This window comes from Streptomyces sp. NPDC101152 (assembly GCF_044768275.1).
Taxonomy (GTDB): domain Bacteria; phylum Actinomycetota; class Actinomycetes; order Streptomycetales; family Streptomycetaceae; genus Streptomyces.
Window position 1 is genome coordinate 157,273 of record NZ_JBIWPO010000005.1, and the last position, 15,616, is coordinate 172,888.

16 protein-coding genes and 1 pseudogene are annotated in these 15,616 nt (G+C 71.2%); 10 read left to right on the top strand and 7 right to left on the bottom strand.

Going from position 1 to position 15,616, the window contains the following annotated elements; translation table 11 throughout:
- Positions 1-10: 10 nt before the first annotated feature.
- The gene (locus ACIRVK_RS08765; RefSeq protein ID WP_404244723.1) at positions 11-1,363 is read right to left on the bottom strand and encodes a ferric reductase-like transmembrane domain-containing protein; all 1,353 of its coding nucleotides are present in this window, start codon (positions 1,361-1,363) and stop codon (positions 11-13) included.
- A gap of 148 nt (positions 1,364-1,511) precedes the next feature.
- On the opposite strand from ACIRVK_RS08765, the gene ACIRVK_RS08770 reads away from it, so the two are divergent.
- Together ACIRVK_RS08770 and ACIRVK_RS08775 are read left to right on the top strand one after the other, a co-directional pair.
- Positions 1,512-2,252: a response regulator transcription factor gene (locus ACIRVK_RS08770; RefSeq protein WP_404244724.1), complete on the top strand. Its 741-nt coding sequence runs from the start codon at positions 1,512-1,514 to the stop codon at positions 2,250-2,252.
- Positions 2,249-3,706: a sensor histidine kinase gene (locus ACIRVK_RS08775; RefSeq protein ID WP_404244725.1), complete on the top strand. Its 1,458-nt coding sequence runs from the start codon at positions 2,249-2,251 to the stop codon at positions 3,704-3,706. The genes ACIRVK_RS08770 and ACIRVK_RS08775 overlap by 4 nt, the downstream gene beginning before the upstream one ends.
- On the opposite strand, the pseudogene ACIRVK_RS08780 reads toward ACIRVK_RS08775, so the two are convergent.
- The 3 genes and pseudogenes from ACIRVK_RS08780 to ACIRVK_RS08790 form a co-directional block, all read right to left on the bottom strand.
- A pseudogene (locus tag ACIRVK_RS08780) lies at positions 3,693-4,096 on the bottom strand (hypothetical protein). The gene ACIRVK_RS08775 and the pseudogene ACIRVK_RS08780 overlap by 14 nt on opposite strands.
- Positions 4,093-4,680, bottom strand: a complete 588-nt coding sequence (locus ACIRVK_RS08785) for a pyridoxamine 5'-phosphate oxidase family protein (protein ID WP_404244726.1) — start codon at positions 4,678-4,680, stop codon at positions 4,093-4,095. The pseudogene ACIRVK_RS08780 and the gene ACIRVK_RS08785 overlap by 4 nt, the downstream one beginning before the upstream one ends.
- Before the next feature lie 120 nt (positions 4,681-4,800).
- Positions 4,801-5,769, bottom strand: a complete 969-nt coding sequence (locus ACIRVK_RS08790; RefSeq protein WP_404244728.1) for a hypothetical protein — start codon at positions 5,767-5,769, stop codon at positions 4,801-4,803.
- Between the two features lie 218 nt (positions 5,770-5,987).
- On the opposite strand from ACIRVK_RS08790, the gene argH reads away from it, so the two are divergent.
- The 4 genes from argH to ACIRVK_RS08810 all read left to right on the top strand — a co-directional run bounded on the left by argH (position 5,988) and on the right by ACIRVK_RS08810 (position 10,594).
- The gene (gene argH, locus ACIRVK_RS08795) at positions 5,988-7,415 is read left to right on the top strand and encodes an argininosuccinate lyase (RefSeq protein WP_404244730.1); all 1,428 of its coding nucleotides are present in this window, start codon (positions 5,988-5,990) and stop codon (positions 7,413-7,415) included.
- Positions 7,416-7,467: 52 nt separating this feature from the next.
- A complete protein-coding gene (locus ACIRVK_RS08800; RefSeq protein ID WP_404244731.1) occupies positions 7,468-8,439 on the top strand; it encodes an aldo/keto reductase in 972 nt (323 codons plus the stop codon).
- 83 nt (positions 8,440-8,522) lie between these two features.
- Positions 8,523-9,074, top strand: a complete 552-nt coding sequence (locus ACIRVK_RS08805) for a TetR/AcrR family transcriptional regulator (protein WP_404244732.1) — start codon at positions 8,523-8,525, stop codon at positions 9,072-9,074.
- Positions 9,071-10,594, top strand: coding sequence for an MFS transporter (locus ACIRVK_RS08810; protein ID WP_404244734.1), 1,524 nt, complete (start codon positions 9,071-9,073; stop codon positions 10,592-10,594). Before ACIRVK_RS08805 ends, ACIRVK_RS08810 begins: the two co-directional genes overlap by 4 nt.
- Before the next feature lie 44 nt (positions 10,595-10,638).
- Here ACIRVK_RS08810 and ACIRVK_RS08815 read toward each other — a convergent pair whose 3' ends face one another.
- Positions 10,639-11,310, bottom strand: a complete 672-nt coding sequence (locus ACIRVK_RS08815) for a lysophospholipid acyltransferase family protein (RefSeq protein WP_404244735.1) — start codon at positions 11,308-11,310, stop codon at positions 10,639-10,641.
- Positions 11,311-11,646: 336 nt separating this feature from the next.
- Here ACIRVK_RS08815 and ACIRVK_RS08820 point away from each other — a divergent pair, with 336 nt between their 5' ends.
- From ACIRVK_RS08820 to ACIRVK_RS08830, 3 genes are all read left to right on the top strand, one after another.
- Positions 11,647-12,807 (top strand): glycerophosphodiester phosphodiesterase, encoded by a 1,161-nt coding sequence (locus ACIRVK_RS08820; RefSeq protein WP_404244737.1) that lies wholly within the window; start codon positions 11,647-11,649, stop codon positions 12,805-12,807.
- Between the two features lie 74 nt (positions 12,808-12,881).
- Positions 12,882-13,388, top strand: coding sequence for an RNA polymerase sigma factor (locus tag ACIRVK_RS08825; protein ID WP_404244738.1), 507 nt, complete (start codon positions 12,882-12,884; stop codon positions 13,386-13,388).
- 46 nt (positions 13,389-13,434) lie between these two features.
- The gene (locus ACIRVK_RS08830; RefSeq protein ID WP_404244739.1) at positions 13,435-13,932 is read left to right on the top strand and encodes a GNAT family N-acetyltransferase; all 498 of its coding nucleotides are present in this window, start codon (positions 13,435-13,437) and stop codon (positions 13,930-13,932) included.
- Here the strand turns inward: ACIRVK_RS08830 and ACIRVK_RS08835 are convergent.
- Complete coding sequence (locus tag ACIRVK_RS08835) at positions 13,919-14,365, bottom strand: hypothetical protein (RefSeq protein ID WP_404244740.1); 447 nt, start codon at positions 14,363-14,365, stop codon at positions 13,919-13,921. The genes ACIRVK_RS08830 and ACIRVK_RS08835 overlap by 14 nt on opposite strands.
- Positions 14,346-14,705 (bottom strand): hypothetical protein, encoded by a 360-nt coding sequence (locus ACIRVK_RS08840; protein ID WP_404244741.1) that lies wholly within the window; start codon positions 14,703-14,705, stop codon positions 14,346-14,348. The genes ACIRVK_RS08835 and ACIRVK_RS08840 overlap by 20 nt, the downstream gene beginning before the upstream one ends.
- A 69-nt stretch (positions 14,706-14,774) precedes the next feature.
- Between ACIRVK_RS08840 and ACIRVK_RS08845 the strand changes: the two genes are divergently transcribed.
- A complete protein-coding gene (locus ACIRVK_RS08845; protein WP_404244742.1) occupies positions 14,775-15,425 on the top strand; it encodes an HAD family hydrolase in 651 nt (216 codons plus the stop codon).
- Positions 15,426-15,616 lie beyond the last annotated feature (191 nt).

Sequence of the window (15,616 nt, forward strand, 5' to 3'; positions counted from 1 at the left end):
CTCACAGCTCTCAGAATTCGAACGACTCGTGGTGGATGCGGCGGTCCGGGACCCCGGCGGCGCGCAGTTCCTCGTACAGGTCCCGGGCGAACCCGTGCGGGCCGCAGAGGTAGACGTCATGGCCGGCCAGGTCCGGGAAGGACGCCCGCAGGGACTGCGCGGTCAGGTTCGGGCGCTGTCCGCCCGGCCCGTTGAGCGCGTACAGGACCTTCGCGCCCCGCCACCGCGCGATGGCCTCCAGCTCCGCGCCCAGCGCGAGGTCCTCGGCCGTACGGGCGCGGTAGAGCAGCGTCACCTCGCCGGGCAGCGTCTCGAACAGGGCCCGCAGCGGCGTGATGCCGACGCCGGCCGCGATGAGCAGGGACCGGGGCGAGGTCTGCCGGTCCTCGGTCATCGAGCCGTACGGCCCCTCCGCCCACACGCGCGTGCCGGGCCGCAGCAGCGAGACCGCCGCGCTGTGGTCGCCGAGCGCCTTGACCGTGATCCGCATCAGGTCCGGGCGCGGCGGCGCCGACAGCGAGTACGGCGTCGACGTCCAGCCCAGTCCCTCGCCGAGGAACCGCCACCGGAAGAACTGCCCGGGCCGCGCGCCCAGTTCGTCCAGCCGCCGCCCGTGGACGACGATCGAGTAGACGCCGGGCGCCTCCCGGTGCACGGACTGCACGCGCATGCGGTGCCGCAGGTTCAGCCGCACCGGCGCGAGGACGCGGAACCACAGCACCAGGGCGGCGACCCCGAGGTACAGCGCGTACCAGGCGGCCGTGGCCAGCCGGTGCCCGTTGAACTCGTTGCCCAGGGTCAGCTGGTGGAAGAAGGCCAGGAACACCGCGACGTACGTGAGCAGGTGGACGTAGTACCAGAACTCGTAGCTCAGCCGCCGGCGCGCGGCACGGGCCGAGGTGATGCCGACCGAGAGGAGGATGACCGTGCCGAAGGTGGCCTTGAGCATGTCCGGGTAGTCCAGGACCACCGTGACCGTCTCGTGCCAGATCGAGGCGCGGTCCTGGGCGGCGTACCCGAGCAGGATCAGCACGATGTGCGCCACCAGCAGGCAGATCGTGTACCGGCCGGCCATCGCGTGCCAGCGGGCCACCCGGTCCGAGCCCACCCGCCGCTCCAGCAGCGGCACCCGGGCCATCAGCCCGACCAGCACCGCGCAGGCGTACCCGCACAGCAGCCCGGCGATCCGTCCGGACCCGGTCAGCCAGCCCGCGGCGCCGACCACCGAAGGGGTGTCCGCCCACCACATCGCGACCACGGCCGCGGCGCCGGCCCACAGCAGCGCGAGCACGGCGCCCGCGGGGGAGCGGCGCGCGGGCGGCGTCACCGGCGGTGCGGCCCGCCGCTCGTACACGGTGGTCATATATGCGTCCTTTCGCCTGTCCGGACGCAACTGTGCCTCCACAACCTCTGAGCACCCTCTGAACGGGACTCCACCGACCCGACTCAGAGGAAACTCACAGCCGGGCCCACTGCCCGGCGCCCGCACGAGGGGTGATCCTGGTCAGGAGATGAACACCACCAGATCCGGCCGTCCCGCCCTCACCCGCCCCGACGGCACCCCCCTGCGCGTCCTCGTCGTCGACGACGACCCCGACCTCGCCGAGGTGCTCTCCGGCGCCCTGCGCTACGAGGGCTGGCAGGTCCGCACGGCAGGCGACGGCGCCTCCGCGCTCGCCGAGGCCCGCGAGCTGCTGCCGGACGCGGTCGTCCTCGACGTGATGCTCCCGGACACCGACGGGTTCGCCGTGCTGCGCTCCCTGCACGCCGTGCAACCCGAGGTGTGCGTGCTGTTCCTGACCGCCCGGGACGCGGTCGAGGACCGGATCGCCGGCATCACCGCGGGCGGCGACGACTACGTCACCAAGCCCTTCAGCCTGGAGGAGGTGGTCGCCCGGCTCCGCGGACTGCTGCGCCGGGCCGGCATGGCCCGCCAGCTGGAGGAGGGACCCCGGCTGATCGTCGGCGACCTGGTCATGGACGAGGACTCCCGCGAGGTCACGCGCGCGGGTGAACTGGTCGAACTGTCCCCGACCGAGTTCGAACTCCTCCGCTTCCTGATGCGCAACCCCCGCCGGGTCCTCAGCAAGGCGCAGATCCTCGACCGGGTGTGGTCCTACGACTTCGGCGGCCGGGCCCACGTCGTCGAGCTGTACATCTCCTACCTGCGCAAGAAGGTCGACGCGGGCCGTGAGCCGATGATCCACACGGTGCGCGGGGCCGGGTACGTGCTCAAGCCGGTGAGCCCATGAGGTTCGTGCGACGCCTGCCACGGCCGCGGACGCTGCGGGCCCGGCTGACCTTCGGCCTGGTCGTGCTGCTCGCGGTCAGCTGTGCGGCGGTCGGGGTGGCCGCGGTGATCGAACTGCAGGGTTTCCTCAACCGCCGGCTCGACGAGCAGCTGGCCGGGGCCGGAAACAGGTTCGCGGTGAGCCTGGAGCACAACGGCCGGCTGCCCGACGACGGGGACGGCGACGAACACGGCGACACCCGCCGACAGTCCACGGGCACCCTGGGCGCTCGGCTGGTCGGGGGGAAGGTCACCGAGGCGGCGGTCGTCCGCTCGAACAGCATCCAGTTCGTCCTCCTGACCGCCGACGACGAGGAACGGCTCGCCGCGGTCCCGGCCGACGGAAGGGGACACACGGTCCACCTCTCCGCCCTGCACGCCTACCGCGTCGTCTACTCCCGGGGCGTCGACGGAGACACGCTGATCACCGGCCTGCCGCTGGAGCCGGTGGAGGCCGTCATCCACCGCCTCGAACTGGTCGCGGCGGTCGTCTTCGGCGCGGCCCTCACCGTCACCGGCGTGGCCGGCGCCCTCTGGGTGCGCTGGTCGCTGCGCCCGCTGAGCCGGGTCGCGGCCACCGCCACCCGGGTCAGCGAACTCCCGCTGGCCAGCGGCGAGGTGGCGCTGCCGCCCCGGGCACCCGAGTCCGATCCGCGCAGCGAGGTGGGCCAGATGGCCGGCGCCTTCAACCGCATGCTGGGCCATGTCGAGGACGCCCTGACCAAACGGCACGCCAGCGAGGAGCGGCTGCGCAGCTTCGCCGCCGACGCCAGCCACGAACTGCGCACCCCGGTCGCCTCGGTCCGCGGCCACGCGGAACTGGCCCTGCTGCATCCGGGCCCGGTACCGCCGCAGATCACCCGGGCGCTGGAACGCATCGCCGCGGAGTCGGGCCGGATGGGCGAGATGGTCGACGAGATGCTGCTGCTCGCCCGGCTGGACGCGGGCCGCCCGCTGGAACGCCAACCGGTCGACCTCACCATGCTGGTCCTGGACACCGTCACCGACGCCCGCGCCGCGGGCCCCGGTCACCGCTGGCAGCTGGACCTGCCCGAGGAACCGGTCACCGTCCTCGGCGACCAGCACCGCCTGCACCAGGTCCTGGCCAACCTGCTGGCCAACGCCCGCCTGCACACACCCGACGGCACGAAGGTCACGGTGACCCTGGAGACGGAGGGTGCCACCGCCGTCCTGCGTGTCCACGACGACGGCCCGGGAGTCCCCCGGGACATCCAGCCGGGCGTCTTCGAACGCTTCACCAGGGCCGACCACCGCCGCCGCGCGGACGCCTCCGGCGGCGGGGCGGGCCTTGGCCTGTCGATCGTCGTGGCGGTGGCGGAGGCGCACGGGGGGAGTGTCGAGCTGGAGAGCAGGCCGGGGTCGACGACGTTCACCGTACGGATCAGTACCGGGTGATCGCCGTGCTCCCGCCCGCCGTCCCGATGGCGATGTGCGGCTTCCTCCGGGGCGCCGCCCAGGCGAGGATCGCCCGCATCGCGCTGCTCGGCACCGACACACACGGCCGTCGCCCCACGCCCGTTGACGTGCAGGAAGATGCCCGCGCCGCGCCCCCGCACCGGCTGGTGGCAGTCAGGTCGTACAGCCCCGTCGGTGTCGTGTCGGTGTTCTGCTTGCGCGAGGCTCCCTCCACCAGCCCCTTCGCCCCGAACCGGGCGGCTGCGGAACCGGCCTTCACCCACCGCCTGCCCTGAGGTCCCACCAGGTCACCGTGCCGGACGTCGAGTTCGTCCCGGACGCGACAGCGGTGATCAGCCGCGTGCCAAACCCGGTGGAGGCCTGGCTCAGACCGTAGAGGGCGGCAGCGGCAACGGCAGCCCGGGTAGGCCGTCCAGGCTCGTGGCGATGTGCTCCTTCTTGGTGAAGTACTCGCTCAGCGACGCGTCGTCCTCGCGCGCGAACCGCTTGCCGTGCAGATCGCGGTCCTCGTCGTACGTCATGAAGGGCACCGCGTATCCGCAGGTGTCCCGGACGAGTTCGGCGCTCACGACGATGATCGCGCGCAGTCCGTGCCGGGTCGGGTCGATGTCCGGGAAGTGGGTGAGGAGTTCCCCGAACCGCGGGTCGTCGCGGAAGACCGGCTCCCCGCGCCCGTGCACCCGCACGATGTTCGGCGGTCCCTGGAACGCGCACCACATCAGGGTGATCCGCCCGTTCTCCCGCAGATGCGCGATGGTCTCGGCGTTGGACCCGGCGAAGTCCAGGTAGGCCACGGTGAGTTCGTCCAGCACCGCGAAGGAGCCCTTGAGGCCCTTGGGGGAGAGGTTGACCGTGCCGTCGCCGGAGAGCGGGGCGGTCGCGGTGAAGAAAAGAGGCTGCGCCTCGATGAACGTGCGCAGCCTGCCGTCTATGCGTTCGTAAGTCTTTCCCACGCCGGACGATTATCCGCGCGATCCTTTCGCCTGTCTAAAGGAATCGCCCGGTCCGGTCCCGGACCCCGCCGCGGCCGCCCCGGCCGGCGCTTCATCGGGGCGGCCACAGCGCCTGTCACGTCACTTGGTGAGCGTGCAGGCGGCCAGCGAGTCGAGGCCGGTCGGCTTGGCCGCGGTGCGGCCGATCGCGGTGGCGATGCGGTCGACCGTCGACTTCCGCTTGTCCGCCAGCGGGCCGAGGATCGCGTTCTGGACGAAGTTCGGGCCGCCCTGGCCGACCGTGGTCTGCAGCCGCTTGTTGGCCTCGTCGATCTGGGTCTGCAGCAGGGTCAGGTTGCGGGTGACCTCGGCCTGGGCGGAGGCCGGGATCGCGGGCAGCTTCGAGGCGACGTCAGGGCAGGTGATCGTGCCCACGGCGGAGGCGGCTCCGGCTCCGGCCTGCCCACCCGCGTTGGCCTTGCCTCCGGCGTTGGCGTTCCCACCCGTGTTGGCGTTCCCGCCCGCGTTGGCGTTGCCCCCGGCGTTGGCGTTCCCACCGGCATTCGCGTTCCCGCCTGCGTTGGCGTTGCCACCCGCATTGGCGTTCCCGCCCGCGTTGGCGTTGCCCCCGGCGTTCGCGTTGCCCGCCCCGGCCGCTCCCGCGCCGTTCAGAGCGCAGGGCGCCAGCGAGTCCAGGCCGGTCGGCTTGGCCGCCTTACGGCCGATGGCCGTGGCGATCCGGTTGATCGTCGCGACGCGCTTGTCCTTGAGGGGACCGAGGATGGCGTTGTTCACGAAGTTCGGGCCGCCCTGGCCGACCGTGGTCTGCAGCCGCTTGTTGGCCTCGTCGATCTGGGTCTGCAGCAGGGTCAGGTTGCGGGTGACCTCGGCCTGGGCGGAGGCCGGGATCGCGGGCAGCTTCGAAGCGACGTCCGGGCAGCTGATGGTGCCCGGCGACGCGGCGAAGGTACGGGCGTTGTCCCCGCTGCTCTTGGACGGCGTCCCGGCGAGGGCGGTCCCGGCGATCACCGCTCCGGACAGCGCCACCGCGGCGGCGCCGCCGATGATCGCGACGCGACGCTTGTTGTACTTCGGAAGAGCCCTGGACATGCGGATGCCTCACTGGGGTCTGGAGTGACAGTACTGTCACTGGTGTGTGACTCGGGTGAACGAACGCGGCGCCTGCGTCTGGCGAGAGGTACGGGTAAGCGGTTACGGGTGTTCAAACGCCCCCGAGATTGGCGGGTAACCGTCCCCGCGGATTGACGAATCATGCAGTGCACTGCATACTCATGCATAAGTTCCGTATCTCTCTAGGAGCAGCGCAAGTGAGCAGCAACAGCGGTGATGTCCGGCTCTGGGGTGCCCGTTTCGCCGACGGTCCCGCCGAGGCCCTGGCCAAGCTGTCCGCGTCGGTCCACTTCGACTGGCGGCTGGCGCCCTACGACATCGCCGGTTCCCGCGCCCACGCGCGCGTGCTCCACAAGGCGGCCCTGCTCACGGACGACGAGCTGACCCGCATGATCGCCGGACTCGACCAGCTCGAGGCGGACGTGGCCGACGGCTCCTTCGCGGGCACGATCGCCGACGAGGACGTGCACACCGCCCTCGAGCGGGGCCTGCTGGAGCGCCTCGGCCCCGACCTGGGCGGAAAGCTGCGCGCCGGGCGCTCCCGCAACGACCAGGTCGCCACGCTCTTCCGCATGTACCTCCGCGACCACGCCCGCACCATCGGCGGGCTGATCGCCGACCTCCAGGACGCCCTGATCGGCCTCGCGGAGGCCCACCCGGACGTGGCGATGCCCGGCCGCACCCACCTCCAGCACGCCCAGCCGGTCCTCTTCGCCCACCACGTCCTCGCCCACGTCCAGTCCCTGTCCCGGGACGCGGAGCGGCTGCGCCAGTGGGACGAGCGCACGGCGGTCTCGCCGTACGGCTCGGGCGCCCTCGCCGGCAGCAGCCTCGGTCTCGACCCGGAGGCGGTGGCGGCGGACCTGGGCTTCGAGCACGGCAGCGTCGGCAACTCGATCGACGGCACGGCGTCCCGCGACTTCGTGGCGGAGTTCGCCTTCATCACGGCGATGATCGGCGTGAACCTCTCCCGGATCGCCGAGGAGATCATCATCTGGAACACGAAGGAGTTCTCCTTCGTGACCCTGCACGACGCCTTCTCCACCGGCTCGTCGATCATGCCGCAGAAGAAGAACCCGGACATCGCGGAGCTGGCGCGCGGCAAGTCGGGCCGCCTGATCGGCAACCTGACCGGCCTGATGGCCACCCTCAAGGCGCTGCCCCTCGCCTACAACCGTGACCTCCAGGAGGACAAGGAGCCGGTCTTCGACTCGGTCGACCAGCTCGAGATCCTGCTCCCCGCCTTCACCGGCATGATGGCCACGCTCACCGTCCACCGCGACCGCATGGAGGAACTGGCCCCCGCGGGCTTCTCGCTCGCCACCGATGTCGCCGAGTGGCTGGTCAAGCAGGGCGTCCCGTTCCGCGTGGCCCACGAGGTGGCCGGCGAGTGCGTCAAGGCCGCCGAGGCCGAGGGCAAGGAACTGGGCGACCTGACGGACGAACAGTTCGCCAAGATCTCCGCCCACCTGACCCCCGAGGTCCGCTCCGTCCTGAACGTCCCCGGCGCGCTGGCCTCCCGCAACGGCAGGGGCGGCACGGCCCCGAGCGCGGTGGCGATCCAACTGGCAGAGGTGAAGCAGAACGTGGCCGCGCAGCACGCCTGGTCGACGGCCAAGAGCTGAGTGCGCCGACGAGTTCTCCGGGGCGAAGGGCATCCCGCGCTACGTTGTCGGTATGCCCTTCGCCCGACTCGCCACCGCCACCACCCCCACCTGTCACATCGGACTGGGCCTCGCAGCCGTCGGCCGCCCCGGCTACATCAACCTCGGCCGAGACGAGGACCTCGGGGACGACCGCACCGCCGAGGCCCTCCGCACCCGCACCCACGAACTCCTCGACGCCGCCTACGCCCAGGGCGTCCGCTACTTCGACGTGGCGCGTTCCTACGGCCGCTCCGAGGAGTTCCTCGCCGACTGGCTCCGGCGCAACCCCCGCGTCGACGACGTGGTGATCGGCAGCAAGTGGGGCTACACCTATACCGCCGACTGGACCACCGACGCCGAGAAACACGAGGTCAAGGACCACAGTCTGCGGACCTACGAGCGCCAGCGCGCCGAGACCGCCGCCCTCCTGGGCGACCGCCTCGACCTCTACCAGATCCACTCGGTGACCCCGGACAGCCCGGCCCTCACCGACAAGGAACTCCACGCCCGGCTCGCGGACGCCGCCGCCGAAGGCCTCACCGTCGGCTTCTCCACCAGCGGTCCCGCCCAGGCGGACGCCATCCGCGCCGCCCTCGCCGTGACGGTCGACGGCAACCCCCTCTTCCGTACCGTGCAGTCGACGTACAACGCCCTCGAGACCTCCGCCGGGCCGGCCCTCGCCGAGGCCCACGACGCCGGGCTCACGGTCATCGTGAAGGAGGGCATGGCCAACGGCCGCCTCGCGGCAGCGCACGCACCGGAGGCCCTGCGGGGGGTGGCCGCGGAAACGTCCCTCGGCTGCGACGCCGTCGCCCTCGCGCTGATCCTCCACCAGCCCTGGGCCGGCGTCGTGCTCTCCGGCGCCGCGACCCTCACCCAGCTCGCCTCCAACCTGCACGCGGCCGTCGTCGACCTCGACGAGGACCAACTGGCCCGACTCGCCGAACTCGTCGAGGAACCACGGGAGTACTGGGAGAAGCGCAGCAGCCTCCCCTGGCACTGACAGAAACTGACCCCGGTCGACCCCGGTGAGCCACGCATAGACCATGTGAGACATGAATGTCTCACATGGTCTATAGTTGTCTCATGGCTGTCGACCGTGACCACGTGCTGCGCTCCGCCGCGGCCCTGCTGACCCGCAAGTCCACCGCGACGATGGACGAGGTCGCGAGGGTGGCCGGCATCAGCCGCGCCACGCTGCACCGCCAGTTCGCGGGGCGCGACGCACTCGTACGGGCCCTGGAGTCGCTCGGCATCGACGAGTGCGAGGCGGCGCTGGACGCGGCCCGCGTGGACGAGGGCCCGGCGCCCGACGCCGTACGGCGGCTCGTCCAGGCCATCGAACCGTCCGCCGCGCTGCTCGCCTTCCTCTACAGCGAGAACCAGCTGTTCGAGGGCGAGCAGCAGAACACGGGCTGGACCCGGATCGACGAGCGCATCGCGGCCCTGTTCCGGCGGGGCCAGTCCGCCGGCGCCTTCCGTATCGACCTCACCCCCGCCTGGCTCACCGAAGCGCTGTACGGCCTGCTGGCCTCCGGCGCGTGGGCGGTCCTGGAGGGCCGCGTTGCCTCCAAGGACTTCACCTTCATGATCACCGAGCTGCTGCTCGGTGGCGCACTACGGAGAGAGGAACCATGACCAGCACCCTGCGGCCGGCGACCACGCCCGAGGCGGTGAAGCGCCCGGGCCGCTGGCTCGCGCTGTCCGTCCTCGTGCTCGCCGTGCTGCTGGTGGCCGTCGACGCGACCGTCCTGGGTCTCGCGACCCCCTACATCAGCGAGGACCTGAGGCCCACGGGCACCCAGCTCCTGTGGATCGGAGACGTCTACTCGTTCGTGATCGCGGGCCTGCTCGTCTCCATGGGCAGCCTCGGCGACCGCATCGGCCGGAAACGGATCCTGCTCGGCGGCGCGACGGCGTTCGGCGCGATATCGGTCCTCAACGCCTATGCGGGGACACCGGAGGTGCTGATCCTGGCCCGGGCCCTGCTCGGTGTCGCCGGCGCGACCCTGATGCCGGCCACCCTCGCCCTGATCCGCAACCTCTTCCATGATCCGCGTGAACGCAGCCTCGCCATCGGCGTCTGGGGAGCGACGGCCTCCGCGGGCACGGCCGTCGGCCCGATCACCGGCGGCTTCCTCCTCGAGCATTTCTGGTGGGGCTCGGTCTTCCTGATCAACCTGCCCGTGATGGCGGTCCTGGTCCTGGTGGGCATCCGCAGCCTGCCTGAGTCGAAGAACCCGGCCCCGGGGCCGTGGGACGTGCCGAGCGTCGCGCTCTCCCTCGTCGGCGTGATCGGCGTCGTCTACGCGGTCAAGGAACTGGCCACGCACGGCTTCACGTGGCCCACACCGGCCGCGGGCGCGCTGGGCGCGGCGGCGCTGACCGGTTTCGTCCGCCGCCAACTCACGCTGCCCACTCCGCTGTTGGACATGCGCCTGTTCCGCAACCGCGGCTTCAGCGCGGCGGTCCTGGCCGACCTGCTGACCGTCCTGGGCCTGTCGGGCCTGGTCTTCTTCCTTTCCCAGTACCTGCAACTCGTGCAGGGCAGAAGCCCGTTCGAGGCGGGCCTCGCCGAAATCCCCGCGGCGGCGGGTGCGGTGGCGACGGGCCTGGTCGCGGGCCGGGCGGCGCGCCGCCACTCGGTACGCGCCGTGGTCTCCGGCGGCCTGGCGGCGGTGGGCCTCGCCCTCGGCTCCCTCACCCTGATCACCGAGACGACCGGCTACCCCCTCCTCGGCACGGCCCTGCTCGTGGTGGGCGTCGGCGCCGGCTTCTCCTTCACGGTCACCGCCGACGTCATCCTCTCCTCGGTCCCGAAGGACCAGGCAGGCGCAGCGTCAGCGGTCTCGGAAACGGCCTACGAACTGGGCGCGGCCCTGGGCATAGCCATCCTGGGCACGATCGTGACGGGCGTGTACAGGGGCTTCCCGGCACCGGCGGGCACTCCGTCGAGGGCACACGAGTCACTGGGCGGCGCGGTGGAAGCGGCTCACGCCATGTCGCCCGAAAGCGCCGAGCGGTTGTTGTCGTCGGCGCGCGGAGCGTTCGTGGACGGCCTCTCGCTAGCAGCGGGAGCAGGCGCCGCGGTACTCCTGGCGACGGCGATCGCAGCATGGTTCATGCTGAGAGGCCAACGTTTGGACAACGCCGTTTAGAGGCGCGGGGCTGTGTCGGATGTGCGGCTACCGCCGCGTGGGCCTCAGGCCGCCTTGGCCTTGGTCGCATACATGTCCACGTACTCCTGCCCGGACAACCGCATGACCTCAGCCATCACCGAGTCCGTCACCGCCCGCAGCACATACCGGTCCCGGTCCATCCCGTCGTACCGCGAGAACTCCATCGCCTCACCGAACCGAACGGTCACCTTGCCAGGCCGGGGCATCCCCGACCCCCCCGGCTGCAACTTGTCCGTGCCGATCATCGCGAACGGCACCACCGGCGCACCGGTCATCAGCGTCAGCCGTGCGATCCCCGTTCGCCCCCGGTACAGCCGCCCGTCCGGCGACCGCGTGCCCTCGGGGTAGATGCCGAAGACCTTGCCCTCCTCGAGCACCCGCCGTCCGGTCATCAGCGCGGCCACGCCGCCCCGGCCGCCGTCCCGGTCCACCGGGATCATGCCGACCCCGGTGAAGAACCAGGCCATCAGGCGGCCCTTGAAGCTCTTGCCGGTGACGTACTCGTCCTTGCCGATGAAGAACACCTGCCGGTCGCACACGAGCGGCAGGATCATCGAGTCGATGAAGGTGAGGTGGTTGCCGGCCAGGATCACGGGGCCGTCACCCGGGATGCGCTCCGCGCCCTCCACCTGTGGGCGGAACATCAGGCGCATGATCGGTCCGAGCACTGCCTTGATGAGCGCGAAGCGGGACAACGTGCCCTCCGGTGTCAAGCGAATCCCTATGAGTCTGTGCAGGTGAGGACGATACTCGCGGTTCCCGGCGTGATGCACATCGAGGACACGGCGTTCACCGAGGTCTTACGCGCTGTTGACGTCGGCTCACCTGCGGTGACATCGCGTTTCCGGACCGTAACAGCCCCGGAACCTGTGACCGAAGTCGCGCCCGATCGGACGCGCCTGCCGCGGCACCGGCTCCCCGCCGACATCGCGAGTCGACCGCGTGTTCCGGCCACGGACCCCTACGCGTCATGTCCACGCCCCTACCATCGCGCCGGACACAGAGGTGAACGGACGCCCGGGGAGGCGCTCATGGGAACGCAGGACAACGAGCAGACTGGCGGCACCGGGCGGCGGGCGCTCCTCGGCGCGGCGGTGCTGGGCGCGGGTGGAGCCGTCCTGGGTCTGTCCGGGACGGCGAGAGCCGCGGGTGCCGGGCACGGCGGCGGGTTCAAGAGTCTGCCCAAGCCCGCGATCATCGGTCACCGCGGCGCCAGCGGTTACCGGCCCGAGCACACCTTCGGTTCGTACGAGCTCGCCCTGGACCTGGGCGCCGACATCGTCGAGGCCGGCGACCTGGTGCCCACCAAGGACGGCCATCTCGTCTGCCGGCACGAACCGGAGATCGGCGGGACGACGAACGTCGCCGACCACCCCGAGTTCGCCGGTCGCAGGACCACCAAGGTCCTCGACGGCGTCCCCACCACCGGCTGGTTCACCGAGGACTTCACGCTCGCCGAGCTGAAGACCCTGCGCGCGATCGAGCGCATTCCGGCCAACCGCCCGCACAACACCCTCTACAACGGCCGCTTTGAGATCCCCACCTTCGAGGAAGTCCTGAAGTGGCAGGACGAGCAGACCCGCAGGCGCGGCAGGCAGGTGTGGATCTACCCCGAGACCAAGCACCCCACCTACTTCCGCAAGCTGGGCCTGGGCCTCGAGGAGCGGGTCGCCAAGCTGCTGCACAAGTACGGCAAGGACAAGCGGAACTCGCCGGTCATCCTGCAGTCCTTCGAGCCCAGCAGCATCCAGAAGCTGAACACGCTGGTCGACAACCCGCTGGTGGTCCTGCTGTCCGCCGCGAACACGCGTCCCTGGGACTTCGTCGAGGCCGGTGACCCGCGCACCGTCGCCGACCTGATCACCCCCAGGGGCCTCCGGGAGATCGCCGGCTACGCGCAGGGCCTCGGTCCCACCCTCGACCTGATCATCCCGAAGGACGCCAAGGGCAGGCTCACCACGCCGACCACCCTCGTCGCCGACGCGCACAAGGTCGGCCTGATCCTGCACCCCTACACGATGCGCAACGAGAACCCCTTCCTGCCCGCCGACTTCCAGAAGGGCACGGCGGCGGACGGCTACGGTGACCCCTTCGGTGCCTTCAGGACGTACTTCGCGACCGGCATCGACGGTGTCTTCACCGACAACGCCGACACTGCCGTCCTCGCCCGCGCGGACTTCGTCAACGGCTGAGCCCGAGGCCCCGGTTGGGGTGACAGCCGGCCGTCCGGGCAACCCCAGGCCTGGGCGGCCGCGTCGTGCCGCATGTGACGCACGATCTCCTCGCCTCCCTGCGCCCCCTGCTCACCGCGGAAGCCGACGCCGAGGCACATGCCTCCGGTGCGGAGCCCGCCGACCTGGAACAGGCGGTCTGGCTGCGTCTGCTGGAGCGCCTCGACTCCGCAGGGCCGCCCGCCGACCCGCAAGGCTGGCTGCGCCGGGCCGTCCGCTCCGAGGTGCGCCGCACCCGTCGCACCCACCGCCGCGAGCGGCCGTACGGCGTCGAGCCCGCCGACGACGGGAACCGCGACCCCGAACACCTCGCCCTCGCCGCCGCCCGCCGCCGGGCCCTGCGGGACGCGGTCCGCCGCCTGCCGGGGCGCTGCCCCCGTCTCCTGGAGGCGCTTCTCTCCCCGAAAGACCTGACATACCGGGAGATCGCGGGGGAGTTGGGTATCTCACAGGGCAGTCTGGGTCCGGAACGTTCCAGATGCCTGGGTTGTCTCCGTCGTTTGCTCACACCGGAGGTTGCGGCACGCGAAGGGCGGGGATAGGAGTGAGGGACAACGTGGCGATCAGGTGAGCGGGAGGCGTGCGCACATGGGCATGAGCGTGACCATCTCGGTGGCGACCGAGCAGGACACAGAGCAGATCTTCAAGCTCCAGTACCTGTGCTTCCAGAGCGAGGCGGCGCTGTACGGCAACTACCGCATCGACCCGCTCGTGCAGAGCCTGGACTCGGTCCGCCAGGAGGTGGCCTCCGACTGCGTCTTCGTCGCGCGGCTCGGTGAGGAGGTGGTCGGCTCGGTGCGCGGCCGGGTCACCGAGGACGGCTCCGCCTCCATCGGCAAGCTCTGCGTGCACCCCCGCCTGCAGGGCCACGGCATCGGCGCGCGGCTGCTGCGCGCGGCCGAGACGGCCCTGGTCGAGGAGCGCGGCGCCAAGCGCTTCCGGCTGCACACCGGCCACCGCAGCGAGGGCAACCTGCGCCTGTACCGGCGCGTCGGCTACGAGACGGTCGGCACCTCGCAGGGCGCCGACGGCGTACCGATGATCGTCCTCGAGAAGCCGGCGGAGTCCTACGTCACGACGGCGTGACGGCGCGGTTCCTGCGCAGCCAGTACAGCGCGGAGATCGGCAGCAGTACGGGGATGAAGACGTACCCCATGCCGTAGTCCGACCACACCGTCGCGTCCGGGAAGGCCGACTTGTCGACCAGGGTCCAGGTGCCGACGATCAGCACCCCCGCGAGTTCGGCGGCGCAGCACACCTGTGCCGCCCTGCGGGCGGTCTCCCCGCCGCGTACCAGCGTGTACGTGATGAAGCCGTAGACGACACCGGCGACGGCGGACAGCGCGTAGGCGAGCGGGGCCCGGTCGAAGTCGGTGGCGATCTGGTAGACGGAGCGGGAGACCGCGCCGACGACCATCACGCCGTAGAACCAGACCAGCAGCATGCCCGGTCCGCCGATCAGGCGCGTCCTGGTGGGCTTCTGTTCCGTCACGGTCACCTCAGCCTCCCCAGATGTCATAGAGCCGTACCTCCAGCACGGCCAGCACCACACCGCCGGCGGCGACCGTCACCGAACCCCACCGCGTCCGCTCCGCCAGCGACATGAAGCCCGCCGCCGGGACGCACGCGAAGGCGCCCAGCAGATAGGCCACGAAGATCGTCGTCCCCTGCGCGGGCTTCTCACCGCGCGCCAGCAGCACGATCCCGACCACCAGCTGCACCACGGCCAGCAGCGACACCACGGCCATGCCGATGAAGTGCCAGTCCTTCGTGGGCTGGTCCCGGTGGGCGGCCCAGCCGCACCAGGCGGCGAGCAGCAGGGCGGCGACCCCGGTCACCAGGGTCAGGACGGTGAGCATGACGCGACCTTATTACGGCGCAAATGGCTCGTCGCCGCCGACCCCGCCGTACACCGTAGGGTCGAGGCCATGAAGATCCACGCACAAGCCCTGCTGTTCGACAACGACGGCACCCTCGTCTCCTCCCTCGAATCCGTGCACCGCTGCTGGACCCGGTGGGCGGCGGAGTACGGCCTGAGCGACGAGGAGTTCGGCCGGGTCGAACTGCACGGGCGGCCGGCCGTGGAGATAGCCGCCGAGCTGCTGCCCGCCGAGGTCGTGGCGGAGGCGGTCGCGCGGATCGAGCTGCTGGAAGTGGACGACGTGCCCAACGGCGGCGTGTACCTGCTGCCGGGGACCAAGGACTTCCTGGACTCCCTCCCCGCCGACCGCTGGGCGGTCGTCACCTCCGCCACCCGGCGCCTGGCGGAGGCCCGGCTCGACGCCGTCGGCATCCTGCCCAAGACGATGATCGCCGCCGACGACATCACCCGCGGCAAGCCCGACCCCGAGCCCTACCTGCTCGCCGCCCGGCGGCTGGGCGTCGACCCGGCCCACTGCGTCGTCTTCGAGGACGCCCCCGCGGGGCTCGCCTCCGGCCGGGCCGCCGACATGACCACCGTGGCCTTGACCACAACGCACCAGGCCCCCGAGCTGGACGCCGACCTGGTCGTCGGGGACCTGTCGGCGCTGTCCGCGCTGGTCACCCACGGGGGAGTGGAGATCTCCGTACGCGACTGACACCTGTCCACCGCTGTCCGCCATGCGGACAGCGGGTTCCTGGTCGCTCCCATACGTCTGCTTTACTGATCGCATGACCACGACGAGCTGCCGCACCCTTGCGACCGAGGCGACCCTGACGCCCGGTGCTCGTTGTTCGTGTCGAATGTGCGCCTTGTAGAGGGCCCCCGTACCGCCCTGAGGCTCGCGCC